Here is an 18,518-nt window from a genome sequence, read left to right as displayed (position 1 = left end):
CTATTCCACCTTGATGACAGTTCCACTTGCCATTCGCCTGCCGGATGCGTGCAAGGATACATTGTACATACCACAGGGCAGCATTGCTATTGGAATAGCTGCTCCGCACGTATATGGCTGGTGTACATGCATTATACCTGCAATGTCAGTGATAACGAGTGTGATTTCGTTAGAACCGACGTCCCCGCATAACTCGCTGCCAACCACCACAACATCGTGGGTTGGGTTTGGCCACAGGAACAGTGGCATTGGTGGCACGTCGTGCACTGACTCAGTTGATGGCTTCTCCCAAACGATCGTTGCCATGTTTTCTGCCATCGTACGTGCTTCGCCTTCCGAGCTGTGGTTAATAATACCTTGCTCAGCCGCAATATTCCTGAGTAAACGATGAACCTGAAGACTGAGCGTAAGGACTACGGTGTCGCCAGACTTGCCAACTGATGGTTCAATGGTAACAGTGCGGTACAGCTCATCACCGGCGGCATGAATTTCAAAATGCTTCTCTTCGGAGCCCTGTGACCATGCTGTTCCTTCGAGGGCAATAAACCGGTAACCCGCAGACCAGCCCCAGTGCATTGAAGGGTTCTGGTGTGCCAGCGGGTGGCCAGGCGGATAGGTTGACGGATCGAGGTGGTTCCGGCCGGCAGGAACGCCGATGCCGAACGTTATGCTCCTGATTTGTTCAGTGATGTTAAGGTCAGCAAGATAATATCTTGTTTGTTTTGACAGGTTAAACAGGATTGTTGACAATGGCACGGCAACAGTATTCCCATCCGATGTTGTTATCGAATAGTCTGACGTGTAAAATTCAAAACGTTGAATAGTGGCAAAGCGATTTCCATCCGGTCTGCGGGTTTCACCGTCAGGAAGGTTGAACTGCTTGTCAGTCTCTGCTGAGTCTTGCCAGAATATTGGTTGAAACTCTATTATTACGGGGATGGCAAGAGCGGGAACAGACAGTGCAGTACAGAACAGAGCCAAAAAAAGTCCCGTTACATACCAAAGGTGATTTTGCCTATTCATTGGGTGCATGGAATAAATAGAGGAGTGGATAATTAGTCAATCAATTGATGTTCCGCCAGCCAGTCATCGTTGTGGTGTTTGGTTAGATACCGTTCTCCGGTATCAGCAATAATCACAACTACAACCGCTGAATCGGGAAGTGACTTTGCAACCCGCAAGGCACATGTTACGTTCATTCCGCTGCTTCCGCCGCAGAAGATACCTTCTTCTCTTGTAAGGCGACGTGCCATTGCAAAGCTTTCGCGGTCCGTAATGTTATGAATCTCATCAATGAGCGATAAATCCAGGTTGTGTGGGATACGTTCCTGTCCGACACCTTCAACCAGATAGGGTAAAGGCTCACCGATGACGCCGGTTTCTTTGAACGATTTTACTCCCGATCCAACAGGATCTGCGGCAATCACCCGAATTGATGGATTCTGTTCCTTTAGGTATCTGGCAGTACCTGAAATCGTCCCGCCAGTACCGATCCCTGCAACGTAATGGGTAACCATACCATTGGTATCTGACCATATTTCGGGTCCCGTGGTTGCATAGTGAGCAAGTGCATTTGCCGGATTGTCGTACTGATTAAAAATATGAGCATTCGGCGTCTCTGCTGCCATACGGGTGGCAACGTTCACGTAGTAATCCGGACTATCCGCCGGTGCCAGGCTACTCACGATTTTCACGTCGGCGCCAAGAGCTTTTAGGTAGCGTACCCGTTCCTGCGATGCTTTGTCGGTTGTAACAAACAGACATGGATAACCTTTTTGGGTGGCAGCAAGTGCGATGCCGATACCTGTGTTGCCGCTTGTAGGCTCAATAATCAGATCGCCGGGTGAGAGTTTCCCTTCGCGCTCGGCAGCTTCGATCATCGCGATTCCGATTCTGTCTTTGATTGAACCGCCGGGGTTCTTGCTTTCCATTTTGGCAAGGACGGTTGCGGCAATTCCGCTTGTAACCTTTGTGAGTTTTAAAAGGGGAGTATTGCCTACAAGTTCAAGAATAGAGTGTTTAACGTTCATTGTAAAAAAAAGAGAATAGTGATCAAGTTTGATAGTACATCGACGTTTTAGCTGATAGCTTCCTCCAGAAGCTGTCTGCCATAAACCTGCGCATATTCACCGTTGAGGCTGAGGAGTTCATCGTGAGTTCCGTATTCAGTCACCATACCATCGTGTAAAACCATGATATGATCGCAGTGGCGCAGTGCAGAAACACGGTGTGATACCACAAAAGTAGTGCGGTCACTCATAATGTGCCGTAGCTGCTCAAGGATTTTATGCTCTGTATGCGTATCGACGGCCGACAAGGCATCGTCGAGAATTAAGATGGCAGGATTAGTCAGGAGTGCTCGTGCAAGTGAAGTCCGTTGTTTTTGTCCGCCACTCAGCGTAATGCCACGTTCGCCCACCATCGTCCGGGTGCCGTGTTCCATGTATTCAAGGTCTCCGCTTAACAGTGAACTCATAATGGCACGTTCAGTTTGTTGCGTGTTGGCATCGGGATCGCCAAACTTCACATTATTCTCGATAGTGTCGGAAAATAGGAAGCTTTCTTGCGGGACTACGGCAATATGTTTTCTGAGGACAGCAAGCGGGATTGTTCGTATGTCATGTCCGTCAATCGTTATCGTGCCACTGGTTACGGTATACAGTCGTGGTATTAGGTTTACAAAAGAGCTCTTACCACTGCCAACGCTACCCATAATTCCAAGTGAAGCCCCTGTTGGTACTTCAACGGACACGTTCTTCAGAGCATCACGATGCACATAAGAAGGTGAGAATGGGTTTGGATAGCGGAGCGTAACATTAGAAAAACGAACGTGTCCACTCAGGCGGGTAATCGAGTAATTTGTGTTGTCATCATCGGTGATGTCGGATCCAGAATCGAGAATCACGCCAAGGCGTCCTAAACTTGCAGCACCTCTTTGAATCATACCGGTTACCCATCCAATAGCTCCAACCGGCCAGATTAGCTGATTCAGGTAAATAAAAAACTGAGTCAGATCACCAACCGTAATGGCATGATTAACCACGCGGTAACCGCCGTAGCCAACAACAACGATATAGGAGAGGTTAAAGAGAACAGTCATAGCAGGCATCATCAAGGACTGTACTCGTGCCAGGTTCATGCTCTTCCGATAATAGTCCTTGCTTGTACGTGCAAAATGTTTAGAATCCGATTCTTCCAGTGTATATGCCTTGACTACGCGGATACCCGAAAATGCTTCCTGGGCATGGGTGGTAACATGCTCGTACTGCTCCTGGACAATCTTATATCGGCTATGGATTTTTTTTCCGATACTGAAGGTAGCCCACGAGATGAACGGTACGGGAATAACGATGGCAAGTGTTAGCCATCCGTCAATACTCAACATCCAGCTTAACGCAAAAATGAACGTAGTAACGGTATTGGCCGTGTACATGATAGCAGGCCCGATAAACTCGCGTACCGAGCCGATATCGTTTGAAAAATGTGCCAGCAAAGAGCCGGTGCTTCTGCCATGAAAAAACGTCTGACTCTGCCGGCTGAGGGCGCTCACAAAGTCGTTGCGAAGGTCTTCTTCAACCAGTCGCGACATTAGAATAATTGTTCTGCGTGTGGCGAACATACCAAGCCCGGAGCCGATCGTGAGGAGCAGAATCTGAGCGATGAGAATCAGAATATCAGATTGGGTGTAAGCATCAGCCCGAAGGGCATCCACGGCCCTGCCAACCATGTGGGGAATGGTGGTGCTGCAGATGTTGCTAACGGTAATGAATATCAGACCCCATGCGATCTTTGAGCGATACCGCAGCAGGTAAGGCTTTAACCGTGCCAGATGTGCCAGCATTGCGGCCAGGTCTCAGGCTATGGTTATTTGATTGCAGAGGTACACGTTCTGTATTGCATGGAGCAGTGCAATTCCGTCGTGCATTGGCTTTTGGAATGCCTTCCGACCCGAGATCAGCCCCATACCGCCTGCTCTTTTATTGACAACAGCCGTTGTTACTGCTTCCGAAAGATCGTTACTACCACTTGCACCGCCACTGTTAATTAGGCCGATTTTCCCCATATAGCAGTTGGCAACCTGGTATCGTGTAAGGTCGATGGGGTGGTCAGTGGCAAGTTCTGTGTACATACGCTCGTCCAATTTCCCGTACGAGCTTCCACCCATATTCATTGCTTTAAACCCACCGTTATTTTCAGGAAGTTTTTGTTTAATAATGTCTGCCTGAATTGTTACCCCTAAATGATTTGCCTGTCCGGTAAGATCTGCCGAAACATGGTAGTCTTTGTCGGCTTTAAAGTGACTGTTTCGTAAGTAACACCACAAAATGGTGGCCATTCCCAGCTCATGTGCAAGCGCAAAGGCTTCGGCAATCTCAACAATCTGACGGGAGCTTTCTTCAGATCCAAAATAGATTGTGGCTCCAATAGCTGCAGCACCCATGTCGGCGGCTTGTTTAACAGTTCCGAACAAAATCTGATCGTAAGAATTGGGATACGTTAGGAGCTGGTTGTGGTTGATCTTAACAACATAAGGAAATTTATGAGCGTATTTGCGACTGGTAGCAGCCAGTACGCCAAACGTAGATGCAACGGCATTGCATCCGCCTTCAATTGCCAGCCGAATGATATTCTCGGGGTCGAAGTACAGCGGGTTTTTCGCAAACGAGGCACCTGCACTGTGTTCAACTCCCTGATCAACAGGGAGTATGCTTACGTATCCGGTGTTTGCCAGCCGGCCTGTTTGATGTATCCAGTGAAGATTATGGAGTACGGCCGAGGAGCGATTGCTCTGACCGAATGTGGCGTCAACACTGTTGGCAGACGGAAGGTGCAGTAACCCTTTGTCAATTGTTGTACAAATGTGGTTTAACAGGTAGTCGGCCTGCGTCCCGAGCTGCTTTACGATGGTTTCAAACATGGCTGTGGTATTGATGGTTGCAGTATTAGGAGAGTGCAAAGTTACGGACTACGCGTTTGCCCTGCGTATGGCAAAGCCCCTTACCTGACAATCAGTAGTGGCCGGACTGCATTGTACGGACCACTTTCCATTCGAAGAAAGTAATGTCCGTTTGCAAGGTGCGAAACGTCAAGGGTCAGTTCGTGATCGCCCGGAGGCAGGATGGGAGTTTGCACTTCGAACACCTGGTTCCCTATGTTGTCAGTAATAACAAAGCGGGATGAACATGTAATGCCGGTGCTGTAACGAAGTATGGTACCCCGGTGTACGGGGTTTGGCTGTGGATTCGAAAACGAGAACCGGCTGCCGGCAACTGTGATAATCCGGCCGTCGGGAAAGCAGGTGGCATCAACACGGTATCGGTGGACGCCGCCTTGGGTGTGAACGCAGTTCGGAGTGACGTCGGCAAGAACCCGAATTTCGTGTTCACGCTGCGCTGTGATGTACGGGTCGAAAATGATATTCAACAGAAGCCCGTTCTCCAGGGTTGTACTGGTTGGTGTTCCGTGAAGAGTTACCGAACCGGGTATTACGTTGGTAACATCAAACGTCCACCCGTTCGGAGTTTCACCAACAGAGCGAAAGCCCAGAAACTCCGCAGGATAGGAGACTGTGATATCTACTGCAGTAACCGGAACGCCGTGCATTGAACCCATGCTGCTGTAAACGGGAACGGTAAATGGTGTTCCGACTACAATGGTGCTGCCATTGCCGGGGGTTACTGTTGCTGATGTGCTAAAGCCGCGGCCTAAGGCGTTAACAACAAGGTCCAGATTCTGATTGTTGTTGTAGCGACACGAAAGTGCATATACTCCGTCATCGGGAGGCGAAAAGCGGACAGTAATTGTCTGCGACATACCGGGTGCAAGCCAGAATGGTCCGCCGGGAGTAACAGAAAAGGCATGAACATCACCGGACAAAACCGGCATCAAGCAATATAGCGTATCGGTTGGATGTGGGTTGGTAATTGTTAAACTTTGCGATGAATCCCGACACGAGAAAACAGACTGGAAATCGATAGGTGCCAGACTGCTTTTATCAAATCCTACACCTGTTACAGCAACAGCGGTTTGAGCGTACGGCGTTATTGGCTCGGGACCCGGCTTGGCATCATGCTCGATGATTACGGTATCACGACGTCCTCCGGGTGCCTGTGCCGTAAACGATACTTCCAAATGGAGTTTTTCACCCGGTGGCAGGGTAAGCGGAAACGTAGGCCAGTTAATTGCCGTGAAGTCCGGTACCAGTCCTTCAAGGTGTATGGCAAAGAGTGTTAAGGGGCTTGAGGTATCGGTATTGCTGATGACAACGAAGCCATTTGGACGTGCTGTGCTGCCCACGGTGACTGCCGGGAAGTCATAGCCAGTTGCACTGATTGCGGGTAAAAAGCCATAGCCAGTGGCATTCGAGGTTAGCGGGGCTGTTTGGCCGGTTACGGTGACATTAAGAACTGTAGTATGTAGTCCACGTTCCTGCGGTGAGAACCGCACTGCTATACTGCGCTGTTCACCGGGTTGCAACTCAATAGGGAGCGAAACGCCGTCAATAATATAGGCAATGTTGGGGCTTGCCGGAGACTCCGGCGTAATTGCCATTATCAATGCCGGCTGTGTTGCAAGGTTACGAATAAAAATGCTGTCATAAATAACATTACCAACACGATGTCTGCCGAAGTCAACATTCGTAATTGAGAGCCTGGGTTCCACAACATCGACTGACAGCGTCGTTACCGGGGTTTCGCATTCGGGGGGCAATCCGTACTGTACGGTTAACGTCTGCTGTCCAATCGTTAGCGGGTTTACCGAAATCTCCAAACTCAGACATTGCGAGGGTTTGAGCACAAAGGGACCACCACCCTTTGTAATCGACATGTTATCGGAGCCGGATGCAGTAACAGTTCCGCTAAGGGGAACAGGTCCGTTGTTGCACAGAACATTGGCAACCGAAAATGTACGTGCGCTGATACCAGCAGCGATGCCTCCCAGCAACACCGTAGGCACTGATTCCCACTTGCATGGTGCAATTCCGTCTGCGCTGACGAATAGGGTTGCATGCGTGTTACACGATCCCGTGATTTCAAGGAAGGCTTCCTCATGCCGTATTCCTCCGGGAGTGTAGACCAGTTCAACCGACACGCATTCACCTGGCTGCAGGCGTATGTTCTCGAGCCGGCTTTGGAGTACGAATTGTGCAGAATCGGTCCCGCGGATTTGTGTTGTTACGATCTCTACGGTATATATGCCGGTATTGCACAGTATAGAACTAAACGATTTAGCAGAAGATGCACCATGTGGTGTTGGGTCCATGATCACCGTATCTGTCTGGAATGAAAGCTCGGGCATTTGTATGGTAAAATCGCTGTCTGAGCGTGCTGAATTTGCATGGATTGAGGCATACTTCGACGCAAAGACATCAGTTTTGCCTGAAGCAGTAAGATTTTTGGGTGGTGGACTAAAGCGTTTTGTGTTGTAGAATGTTCCCGCCTGGTAAATATTACCCTTGCTATCCGTTGCTTCCATAGCCTGCATTACAAAACCATCAGGCGGAAGTCCTTCGTTAAAGGTGGCAAAGCCCCTTTCATCATAGATGGCATAGTAATTCCGAATATCATTGGGTTCAAGGTAGTATGGGTTGCTGGCAGCGGGCAATCCGTTGTCCTTTGTGCCCACCCGTAGGTATCGTGAGAATGTACCCGTGACGAGAATCTCGGGTTTACCACCGGAATTGTATCGGATACCAATTCCAGTGGTATTAGCATTAACGGTGTCGGGTGAAGCAAGCGTTTCGTTATACCCGCTGCCAGCACGTTTCCAGACGATATTTAAGTTCCTGTCGAGTTTATAAATAAACATATTTGATTTAAACTCGGAGGAATAGAATATCGGGTCACGGTTGAATTCGGCTCTTGGATTGGTATAGAATCCGGTAACGTACACATTGCCATCAGCATCGGTTACGCATCCCGTGATTTGATCGTTACTGACACTAATCCCCATAAGGTGCATGAGTTTTTGTACCACGCCAAGGGTATCGAGCCTACAAAGGAAGCCATCGATGTTATTGGGTGTAGAATTAAGCGTGGTAGTACCGAATTTAGCCTGACCTTCGAACCATCCGGTAACGAAAACCGCATTGTCATCGGGTGAAACAGCGATTGAAGAAGCAACCTCCGAGCCTGTTCCGCCATACTGGTAAGCCCATTCGTACAGTGGAGCTACAGAGACCCGAATACGGTATGTATTTCCAGGCTGAGGAGGCAGCCAACGATATGTTAGATTGGTGGCATCATTGGTAATCATCTCCCAGCTGTTTCCGCTGTTACTGCTGTACTCTAACCGAACAGGTGTTGTTGGGAGTACACCGCTCCAGCTTATCGTGATTGTATCGCATGCCGAAAATACTTCGCCGCCGATGGGGTGGTTAAGCATAACAAACCCTTGTCCGCCTACCAGTTCGATATTTGGCGGGCACGGGGTTCCGAGCAATGAGAGCCGGGCTTGCCTGAATACCTGTTGTGATCCTTGTGTAAATCTGACCCGTATTGAAGTTTTCTCGCCGGGTTTTAAGGTAAAGGGTGTAAAAATGCTCCCCGTGCCGCGTCCCCAGTCAGCAACAGAAAAGTAGGTATCCGGATCGATAGTATAACCTGTTACGGTTAGCGGCACCCCGGTAGCCTGGACTACAACGTCAGCCTGTGACGTTCGACCGGTGTCGGGATTTCCGCAGAACAGCACTGGGAAGTTGATGAGTGTGCCGCCAACGCTTTCTGGGGGCGTTGTATAGGTTGCTTCAGCGGTAGGGGAACCGTACGTTTTTAATGTGATTGTTGCGGTTCTGTTTCTGTCTTCTGCTTTGCACACAACCGGGCTTACCCATGACAAGGTACACGTTTCTGTTGACTGAGTCTCCAGAGCGAGGTAGCTGAATAAATCAATGAGTTCAGTTTCTTTGGCAACAATGGACTTTCCGCCGGTTGCACTTGCGAAAGCCGCAATGGTAGCGTGAGTATTCCGTTCCATTAGGGTCACGCTGTAAAAGCGAATCCCGCTGGAACGTAGTATAGGAATATTCTGGGTGATAAACTTATTTTCATCTTCGATGACGGGATTCGGGTGACCGTCAGTTAAAAAGAAAACGTAGCGTGGCAGTGACGGCGGGCGCTGCTTGAAGAGTTCGTAAATGTTGTTGCCAGGGTCTTCGAATGGTTTTCTGTAGTCGGTGGATGACTGAGGTTCCATTTTATTCAGGGTGTCGAGGATAACCCGAGGATTATTTGTCCAGGGCGTCGACACTTCAAAATCACCCGAAAACGTTGTCAGCATAACGCGGGTTTCACCCGTAAAACGAATTTTGTTTACGAAGGCCGCAAGAGCCTGTTGTGCATACTTAAAGCGTATCGTTCCATTTACATCGTCCCGCATTGACTGTGAACGATCCAGGATGATCATGATACTGACTTCTGTTTGAGTTTTTGTGGTTGAGCAGTCGTTTGAAATTGTAGCCGACAGATTTGCTGTGGTTCCGGACTGTGTTGACTCGATAATCTGAAACTGGTCTGCCCTTAGCCCGGTAAGAATATTGCCGGAGGCATCGTAGGCGATGTAATCTGCGGTGATGACGGGAAACTTGTCGGCATTCACATTGAAAACAGTTAAGGACTGTGCGTCTACACCCGTGACGTGAGCCATTGTCAGCAGAGCACCAACAATAAATTTTATGATCAGCGGTGTAGCGGCCTGGCGTTTCATCGTATCATTCTTGAGTTCTGAACAGGGGACAGATCATTCGGGATTAAAAAAAGGGGCTCGAATTTACCCGAGCCCCCTACCATGATTACATTGTGAAAGGTTTCATTAGCGAACAACGGAAAGAATTTGTGAACCGACAAACGGACCACTGATCATGCGCAGCGTGTAAAGTCCGCTGCCAATCGTTGACACATCCAGATCGAGAGCATATTCGCCCCCTTCCAGTACAGGCGTTGTTATGCTCCGAACGATATTCCCAAGATAATCCACAACTTCAAACAGAGTGGAGCATTGTACTCCGGTTGAATAGTTAATGACAGCAACATCTGCGGCCGGATTGGGTCTCGGCGTTGAAATCGAGAATGCAGTTCTGCCAATGGTGATCAGCCGTCCTTCGGAATAGCAGACCTGGGTTACCGGGTACGAGTGTGTATCACCTGAGGCGATCACGCAGGTTGGAGTAACCGTTGCTGACACGGTGATCTGATGGCTATGATCTGCCGTCAGGAATGGGTTCATGGTTGCAGTAACGATCATCCCATTCACGAGAGTTGAGCCAACATCAGAAACACCTTCAAGAACGACCGTTCCGGGAGCCTGACCAGACGGTACAAAGGACCATCCAGGCTGGGTTGCGCTTACCGAGCTAAAAGATAAAAATTCAGATGGATAGTCAAGGGTAATCTTAACACCTGTTACCCGGACACCCTGCATGTCGCCAATAGTTACCATCACCGGGATAGCAAATGGTTTACCTACATTAATCGGCTGTGACGGTCCCAGCGTAAATGCTGCATTGGTGGTAATCCCTGTACCCATGGCGTTAACAATCAAGTCGAGTGATTGGTTGTTGGGATAGGTAAAGGTAGCACTGAACACGCCGGCAGATGGAGGAGCAAAATCAATCGTGACAGTTTGGGATTCGCCCGGGTTAATTGTAAATGAACCTGATGGTGAGGCTGTAAAGGCAACCACATCACCCGTGACAACGGGGGAGTTACAGATAAGCGGTGTTGACGGGTTTGGGTTTGTGATTGTAACCGTAACCGATTTTGTTGTACACGTTAGCACATTACCAAAAGCAACAGGCGGAAGAGAACTTTGATCGATGCCGATCCCAATTACCTGAACTGTTGTTGTGGCGTATGGAGGAATAGCATCGGGCCCCGTTTTGGCATCGTGCGAGATTACAACGTCGTCCACTCTTGTTCCGGCGGCCTGAGCTGTAAACGATACTTCAAGCTGGAGATTACCTCCCACGGGAATAGTAACCGGAAAAATCGGCCAGTTCACAGCAGTGAAATCAGGAACCAGTCCTGATAGCTGCACATCGCCAATAAGCAGAGGGCTGTCCGAATCGGTGTTCTCGATGCGGACGTAGCCGTTGGGCGTTGCCGTTTGCCCAACGGTAACTGCCGGGAATGTATGTCCTGCAGCATTGATTGCAGGCAGGAACCCAATCCCAGTAGCTGTTGAAACAAGTGGTGCGCTTTGCCCGGCAACTGTTGCAGACAAGCTGGTTGAATGTGGTCCGCGAGATACAGGTGTAAAGACGACGCCGATAGTTTTCCGTTCACCGGAGTTAAGAACCAGCGACGAGGGAAGTCCTGATATCTGGAATGCAAGGTTAGTATTCGATGCATCGGACGGCGTGAAATTCGTAATCGTAACTGGTTGGGTTGACTGATTCTCAATAAAAATACTGTCATTCACCACCGTGCCAACCCGGTGCCGTCCAAAATCTACACTCGTAATGCTTACCTTCGGTTCAACCACTTCAATTCGGATTGAAGTATTCGGAACACCGCACTCCGAAGCCAGGTTATAAGCAAGCGTAATATTTTGACTGCCCGCCGTGTTGGGAGCAACGGTTACCTGGATTGAATGGCATGCATTGGGTGCAAGGGTAAAGTTGCCGCCTCCGGATGTAATAACAATGTCGGGCGATCCGGTACTTGAAAGAATACCTGAAAGCGGGAGCGGACCCTTGTTGCAAATAACACTATCAATCGTATAAATCTTTTGGGCAGCACCTAGGGCAATCTTTCCAAGGTCAACAACCGACTGAGCTTCCCACAAACATGGAGCAAGACCAACGGCCTCAACCGTAAGGCGTGCCAGCGTATTACATGTGCCACGCACTTCAAGGACAGCAGTGCGTGTGTTGATACCACTTGGTGTAAATACAAATTCCAGAGACAAACACTCACCGGGTTTAATACGTACCTTCTGAAGATTCCCCTGTAATCCAAAGTCAGATGCATTAGCTCCGGTGAACGTGGCCGAGACAATCTCAACAACAAAATTGCCGGTGTTGCACAGGATCGCCGGGAAGGATTTTGCTGACGTTTGCCCTTGCGCTGTGGGCTCCATGGTTACGCTGCCGGCAGAAAATGTTAATTCCGGTGACGAAACTGAGAAGTCTTTATCAGACTGTGCGCTGCTGGCAGGGGTGGACCCATGCTTCGAGAGGTAGGCATCGCTGTTTCCACGGCTTGTCAGCGTTGTTGCGGGTGGGGAGAAGGTCTTGTTACCGGTAAATGATCCGGTCTCGTAGCTGTATCCTTTTGAATCATTAACCTTCATGGACTGCATGGTGAATGCGGCAGGAGGAATACCTTCAGCAAAGGTAGCGTTCCCGCTGGCATCATAGGTTGCGTAGTAGTCACGAAGCGTATTGTTTGTGTACCGGCTACTTTCTGCCCTGCCGCCTCCGCTGGTATAGCCAACCATAACATAGCGGGCAAACTTGCCACGAACTGCAATAAGCGGGTATCCATTTACATCGTACCGGATACCAATACCTGTACTGTTGGCATTTGCAATATTGCCGCCGTATCCTTTACCGGTGCGCCCCCACTCAAGATTGAGGTTCTTGTCGAATTTATAAACGAACATGTTGCGCACGTCGCCAGGTGCAAGATTCAGAGGCAGTCCGTCAAACGTGGCACTGGTGGAGGTGTAGTATCCGGTTACATAGATGTTACCGTCTTTATCCGTTATGCATCCCGTTACCCTTTCGTCGCCTGTACCGTCATTTCCTTTAAGATGCATAAACCTGTTCAGTGAACCATTGGCATCATACACACATAGGTAACCATCGATATTGCCAACCTGATTGTTTACTGTAGTGGTCCCAAACTTACCCGGACCATCGAACCAACCGGTTGTGTAAACAAACAAGTCATTGGGTGCAATTGCAACCGAGGTTGCAGAATCCACGCCGGTACTTCCAATCTGCTCTACCCACTGATATTGCGGGGTAGGGGCCACAGACACCCGAATACGGTACTTGGTCCCCGGACCCGGGGCAACCCACTTATACGTCAGCCCCGTAGCATCATTCGAAATAATCTTCCAGGTTGCACCTGCATCATCGCTGTACTCGATCCGAACAGGAGTAGTAGGAAGGACGCCTGACCAGCCGATGACGACGGTATCGCAGGTTGAAAACAGTTCTCCGCCGGTGGGTGAGTTCAACAGGATGAATCCCTGGCCGCCAACAAGATCAATCGTTGGCGGACACGGCGTGCCCAGCAATTGCAATTGCGATTGACGGAAGATTTGTTGTGTTCCTTGAGTAAACTCAACCTTGACAATAACTTTTTGTCCCGGATTCAATGTGAACGGAGTAAACGTTGATCCGCTACCCCGGCCCCAGTCAACAACTTTAAAATAACCCGTAGGAACGATATTAAACCCGGTTACATTCAGTGGTGCCCCCGTTGCCTCGATGGTCACGCTTGCCTGTGATGACTTCGTCGGTGCCGGGTCGCCGCAGAAAAGCACAGGGAAGTCGATTTTTGTCCCACCGATACTCTTGGCAGGTGTTGTATAGCTAATTGTTGCCGTTGGGTTATTAAACTTGTTTAGTCGGACAACCGCCGTTCTGTTCCTTGCGTCTTCACGGCAGGCGTATGGGCTTATCCACGAAAGCTGACAGATCTCGCGGATCTGTGTTTCTAAGGCAAGGTAATTGAACAGGTCAACCAGTTCAGACTCCTTTGCTACAATTGCCTTACCTCCGGTAGCCTTGGCAAACGACTCAAGGGTTACATGGGTAAATGGCTCCATGAGGGTAACACTAAAGAAGCGGATTCCATTTTGCTGAAGTTTCGGGACATTCTCGTTGATGAACTTAATCTCGTTGGGAATGGTAGGGTTAGGATGCCCGTCAGTTAAAAAGAATACATACCGCGGAATTGACGGCGGACGCTGCGCAAATAAGTCGTAAATAGTGCTGCCTTCATTTTCAAACGGTATAACGTAGTTTGTTACCGTGGTGGGTTGCATCTTGGATAAGGTATCCGTGATGACCTTGGGGTCGTTTGTCCACGGTGTAGAAACCTCGAAATCGCCGGCGAACGTTGTGAGTATTACCCGGGTTTCACCGTTAAACTTGATTTTGTTAACAAATGCAGTGAGTGCTTCCTGAGCGTATTTGAACCGTGCCTTCCCATTCACAAGGTCCCGCATTGACTGAGAGCGGTCAAGCACAAGCAGGATGCTGGCTTCCGGCTCAGTTGTCCGCGTAAAGCAATCATGAGTAATTGTTGGGGTTAGATCTACCGGGGCCCCGTTCAATGGAGTTTCGGTTATCTGAAAATCAGCAGCTGTTAAGCCGGTAATGGCAGTGCCAATATTATCAAATGCAATATAATCGGCAGTGATTTTGGGATATGCATCGGTATTGACGTTGAAAACATTAATCGTCTGAGCATGTACACCGATAATACAGATCAATGCCCAGATCCCCAATATCCCGGTTCGTTGTGCAACGCTGTATAACCTTTTCATCATGATACCTTTCAATTTTTTATTCTCTCTTTCATGTTAGCGCCTGAACAGCGTGGTCCAGCATCCGTAAAGATTTATTCGTTGCATCCAGCTCGGCTCGCACACCTAAGGGAAGCGTGAGTTTGCTTTTTACGTGGCCGAACGGTAAACCGTACACCACGGGAATACCCAGGTCGGCTGTTCGGTCCTGTAGGACACGCATCAGCGAGTGCGGCGGATATGAGATTGACTTTTCCTTTGCCTCGCAGTTACGAAAGTTCCCAAAGGCAATTCCGGCGCACACCTGAAGCTTTCCGGCTAGCCAAAGATGGGTTAGCATCCTGTCTATCTGATACGGTTCTTCGTTGATTTCTTCAAGGAACAGAATTGCGCCGCGGGTATTGATTTCGTAATTGGTTCCCAGTGTAGCAGCTACAACGGCCAGATTCCCGCCGGTCAGACGTCCGCGCGCAACGCCCGGCGTGATTGTTGTGATCTTCGGACTTGAAAATTCTGGCGTCGTTTCGTCTGATGACGCTTGCAAGACTTCCTTGAAAGAGTTGAGTGTAAAGGAGTCAAACGTTGACGTAGCAACTGGTCCGTGGAACGTAACAACATGTCCCAGCTGGTTAGCCGAGATCAATAGCGCTGTAATGTCGCTAAACCCGACAATAGGCTTCCGGGCCTGACCGATAGACTTGTAATCCAACATTGGTAAAATGCGCATGACACCATAACCACCTCGTGCGCAGATAATAGCATCGATTTCAGGATTTTCGATGAACTCCATAAACTCATCAGCCCGATCCTGGTCGGGTGCCGACAGATACCCGATACTCTTCTGAATGTTTCTTCCCATCACCGGTGTGTAGCCTTCACTCAGACACAGCTTCTCAAAAACACGAAGTTCGTTGACAGAAACCCCACTGGCAGGACATGCCACACCAATTCGTGCTCCAGCTTGTAAACCCTTTGGTAATACAAACTTAGACGAGGCTTTGTCAGCACTCTTTGATGCCGGTACAGTAACTCCTGCTGACCCTAGCGCAGGTACAGCAGTCGAAGCCAGAATGGTGGTTATGAAACTTCGGCGTTGCACAAAGAAAACCTAGAAAACATTAGAAGTTACGGACATACAAAATACGAAGAAGTTGGTTATGACCATTCATTAGCACGGTATTAATCCATATACAATAACTCAAATGAAGATAAAAGGTTACGTGTACAGAGCAATACGTTTTCCACCTCTACCAATTGTTTTTCGGCACTCGTGGTACAACTCGTATATTCGTGTTACGGAAAGGTGCAAGAGTGGTTGAATTGGCACGCCTGGAAAGCGTGTGTACCGGAAACGGTACCGCGGGTTCGAATCCCGCCCTTTCCGCTCAGAATATCAAAGATTTGTATGTACAGAGCGCTTCAGTACCTCGGTGACAGTCAGACTGACGGGGCTGATACTCAGCTCTTTTGTGTTGCAGAATGACAGCAGGAAAAAAACACTCTTTCCGGTGGATTGTGGGGCTTGGAGTGTTCGGGCTTGTTGTTCTGATTTTCCTCTTCGCATTTGTGTGGCGCTTACTCAACCCGCCGGTATCGCCGTATGTGGAATCCGGTGAGCAGCACAGCGTTATTCAAATGGATATCGTAAACGCATCCAATGTGAACGGTGGGGCACGAACAACGATGCGTTTCCTGCGTGACAGAGGGTTTGATGTGGTTGACTTAAGTACTCAGACGCCACCGGTTGTATCCTCGATGATCATCGACAGGCTTGGCGACAGGCAGAGCGCTCTGAAAGTGGCACATGTCCTTGGTATTGCTGATTCTCTTGTGGTTAGTAGCATTGACACCATGCTTTTTGTAAATGTGACTGTTTTACTTGGCAAAGATCTTTATAACTTAACACCCTTTCAATGACACAGAGGAAAATAACCAAACCCAGAACGTCAAAAGGCAGGGCAGTACTCTGCGCCCGCCTGGCAGCAGAAAAACAGGCAACAGATATTTTGCTCCTTGATATGTCGGATATCGATTCGTCTCCGGCGGAGTTTTTTGTGATTGGCACTGTAAACAGCGAAACACAAATGCGCGCTGTTACAGACCATGTCCAGCGCCAGCTGAGAGAAGCCCGCCTTGGCTCGCCTCGTGTAGATGGCACGCACGCGTCGTCATGGATGGTGCTGGATTACTTTGATGTTGTTGTTCATATCATGACGCATGAAGCACGTGTACACTATAATCTTGAACGTCTCTGGGGTGATGCTAAGCCGTACGGCATTACCGAATCAGGTGTTGCAAAAGCCCTTAAAGAGATACCGCGGAGGACAGGAGAAAAATGACGTTAAAGAGTTTGGTTGAAAACGATGTTCGCCGGGCCGTTCTCCGGGTGGGTGGGGCTGCCGAAACACCGATTCATTTTGAAATTCCGCGGCAGCAGGGCCATGGCCATCTAAGCAGCACAATTGCCATGAGCCTTGCAAAGGACCTTCGCAAGGCACCGCGCATGATTGCCCAGGAAATAGTAGATGCACTGGGTACGATCCCGATGGTAGAATCTGTACAGGTGGCTGGTGCCGGTTTCCTGAATATCACATTCACTCCGGAGGCATTCCATACGGTTTTAACAGATCTTGCTCTATCTAAAGGAGAGATTGGTCAAAATAGTATAGGAATGGGCCGCACCGTCAACGTTGAATACGTCAGCGCCAATCCTACCGGCCCACTTCATGCCGGCCATGGCAGGAACTGCGCCCTGGGCGATACCATCGCAAACATCCTGCAGTGGTCAGGTTATACAGTGACGCGGGAGTACTACTTCAACAATGCCGGAAATCAGATGAATAAGCTGGGAGAGAGCATTGCTGCCCGGCTGTGCGAACAGCTTGGCAAGCCTGAAGTACTGCCGTTCCCCGAAGATGGGTATCATGGTGAATACATTGTGACAATTGCGAAAGAACTTGCTGATAGGAAGGGCAACGAACTGAATTCCGTGATTGATTCCGGAAATATGACCGATCTCAAAGCGGTTGCACGAAAAGCCGGCGAGGAATGGTGTTTTCAGGCAATAAAGAAAACACTCCAAACTCTGAATATTAATCATGATGTTTACTTTAATGAAGATTCACTCTACTCGTCGGGTCGGGTTGAGCAGACAATTCAGCAACTAAGAAATCGTAATCTTGCTTATGATAAGGACGGAGCAGTATGGTTTGCCTTGTCCGCTCTTCCCGATGACGGCCGCAAAACTGAACGTCAGGATAAAGTGATCGTTAAAAGCTCCGGTGAACCCACCTACCGACTCCCCGATATTGCCTACCACGTTCAAAAGCTGGAAAGGGGCTTTGATGTTCTTGTTGACATCTTTGGTGCCGATCATATTGCTACCATCCCGGATGTTCTGGCAGGCGTGCAGGCACTGGGCTTTGATGCCGGCAGAGTGCGCGTGGTAATCCATCAGATGGTAACGTTCATGGAGGACGGAGAGGTTGTTAAATTCTCAAAGCGGAGCGGAAAGAGTTTTACCCTTGATGATCTTATCGATGAGGTGGGAGCCGATGTTGTACGGTTTTTCTTCGTGATGCGGGCACCCGGTACACATTTGGATTTCGACCTAGATCTTGCAAAGGAAGAGGGCGAGAAAAATCCTGTTTTCTACCTGCAATATGCCCATGCCCGGATATGTTCAATTTTGCGCAAGGCTCCGGGAGGTGCAGCACCTGCTATTACTGGCGTTTCACTCAAAGGACTTACCCATGCCAGAGAAATCGAGCTGATCACTCTGCTCAGCAGATTTCAGGAAGTAGTGGAGCGGGCAGCCGAAAGCCTGGAGCCGCACATCGTTGCTGAGTACCTTCGCGATTTGGCTGCCACATATCATCAGTTTTATCATGACTGCCGCATTCTGGGTTCGGGTGACGATACGGAACCTGCACGACTTATCCTGGCGGATGTTACGCGACGCGCTCTGAAAAACGGACTGACGATACTGGGCGTGACTGCACCCGAGAGCATGTAGTGAAAACAGCAGGTACGGCGTA

The 18,518-nt window shown here is 49.2% G+C and carries 10 protein-coding genes and 1 tRNA gene; 4 read left to right on the top strand and 7 right to left on the bottom strand.

Annotated elements, in window-relative coordinates; translation table 11 throughout:
- The 7 genes from HRU79_01565 to HRU79_01535 all read right to left on the bottom strand — a co-directional run bounded on the left by HRU79_01565 (window position 1) and on the right by HRU79_01535 (window position 15,580).
- A complete protein-coding gene (locus tag HRU79_01565) occupies window positions 1–981 on the bottom strand; it encodes a hypothetical protein (protein QOJ25403.1) in 981 nt (326 codons plus the stop codon).
- 74 nt (window positions 982–1,055) lie between these two features.
- Window positions 1,056–2,030: a cysteine synthase family protein gene (locus HRU79_01560; GenBank protein QOJ25402.1), complete on the bottom strand. Its 975-nt coding sequence runs from the start codon at window positions 2,028–2,030 to the stop codon at window positions 1,056–1,058.
- A 47-nt stretch (window positions 2,031–2,077) separates the two neighbouring features.
- The gene (locus tag HRU79_01555) at window positions 2,078–3,841 is read right to left on the bottom strand and encodes an ABC transporter ATP-binding protein (GenBank protein QOJ25401.1); all 1,764 of its coding nucleotides are present in this window, start codon (window positions 3,839–3,841) and stop codon (window positions 2,078–2,080) included.
- 12 nt (window positions 3,842–3,853) lie between these two features.
- The gene (locus tag HRU79_01550; protein QOJ25400.1) at window positions 3,854–4,918 is read right to left on the bottom strand and encodes a class I fructose-bisphosphate aldolase; all 1,065 of its coding nucleotides are present in this window, start codon (window positions 4,916–4,918) and stop codon (window positions 3,854–3,856) included.
- A gap of 80 nt (window positions 4,919–4,998) precedes the next feature.
- Window positions 4,999–9,705 carry a choice-of-anchor D domain-containing protein gene (locus HRU79_01545; GenBank protein ID QOJ25399.1) on the bottom strand — a complete coding sequence of 1,569 codons (4,707 nt, stop codon included), beginning with the start codon at window positions 9,703–9,705 and terminating at the stop codon, window positions 4,999–5,001.
- A 105-nt stretch (window positions 9,706–9,810) separates the two neighbouring features.
- A complete protein-coding gene (locus HRU79_01540; protein QOJ25398.1) occupies window positions 9,811–14,505 on the bottom strand; it encodes a choice-of-anchor D domain-containing protein in 4,695 nt (1,564 codons plus the stop codon).
- Between the two features lie 28 nt (window positions 14,506–14,533).
- On the bottom strand, window positions 14,534–15,580 hold the full coding sequence (locus tag HRU79_01535) for an LD-carboxypeptidase (protein ID QOJ25397.1): 1,047 nt from the start codon (window positions 15,578–15,580) through the stop codon (window positions 14,534–14,536).
- A gap of 198 nt (window positions 15,581–15,778) precedes the next feature.
- On the opposite strand from HRU79_01535, the gene HRU79_01530 reads away from it, so the two are divergent.
- From HRU79_01530 to HRU79_01515, 4 genes are all read left to right on the top strand, one after another.
- Window positions 15,779–15,865 (top strand) — tRNA-Ser (locus tag HRU79_01530).
- A 95-nt stretch (window positions 15,866–15,960) separates the two neighbouring features.
- A complete protein-coding gene (locus HRU79_01525) occupies window positions 15,961–16,398 on the top strand; it encodes a LytR C-terminal domain-containing protein (protein ID QOJ25396.1) in 438 nt (145 codons plus the stop codon).
- A complete protein-coding gene (gene rsfS / locus HRU79_01520) occupies window positions 16,395–16,820 on the top strand; it encodes a ribosome silencing factor (protein ID QOJ25395.1) in 426 nt (141 codons plus the stop codon). Before HRU79_01525 ends, rsfS begins: the two co-directional genes overlap by 4 nt.
- Entirely contained in the window at window positions 16,817–18,496 is a 1,680-nt protein-coding gene (locus HRU79_01515) for an arginine--tRNA ligase (GenBank protein QOJ25394.1), read from the top strand. The genes rsfS and HRU79_01515 overlap by 4 nt, the downstream gene beginning before the upstream one ends.
- Window positions 18,497–18,518 lie beyond the last annotated feature (22 nt).

Source organism: Ignavibacteria bacterium (assembly GCA_015709655.1).
In the GTDB taxonomy this organism is placed as follows: Bacteria; Bacteroidota; Ignavibacteria; order Kapaibacteriales; family Kapaibacteriaceae; genus OLB6.
This window is presented reverse-complemented; position numbering and strand designations above follow the sequence as displayed.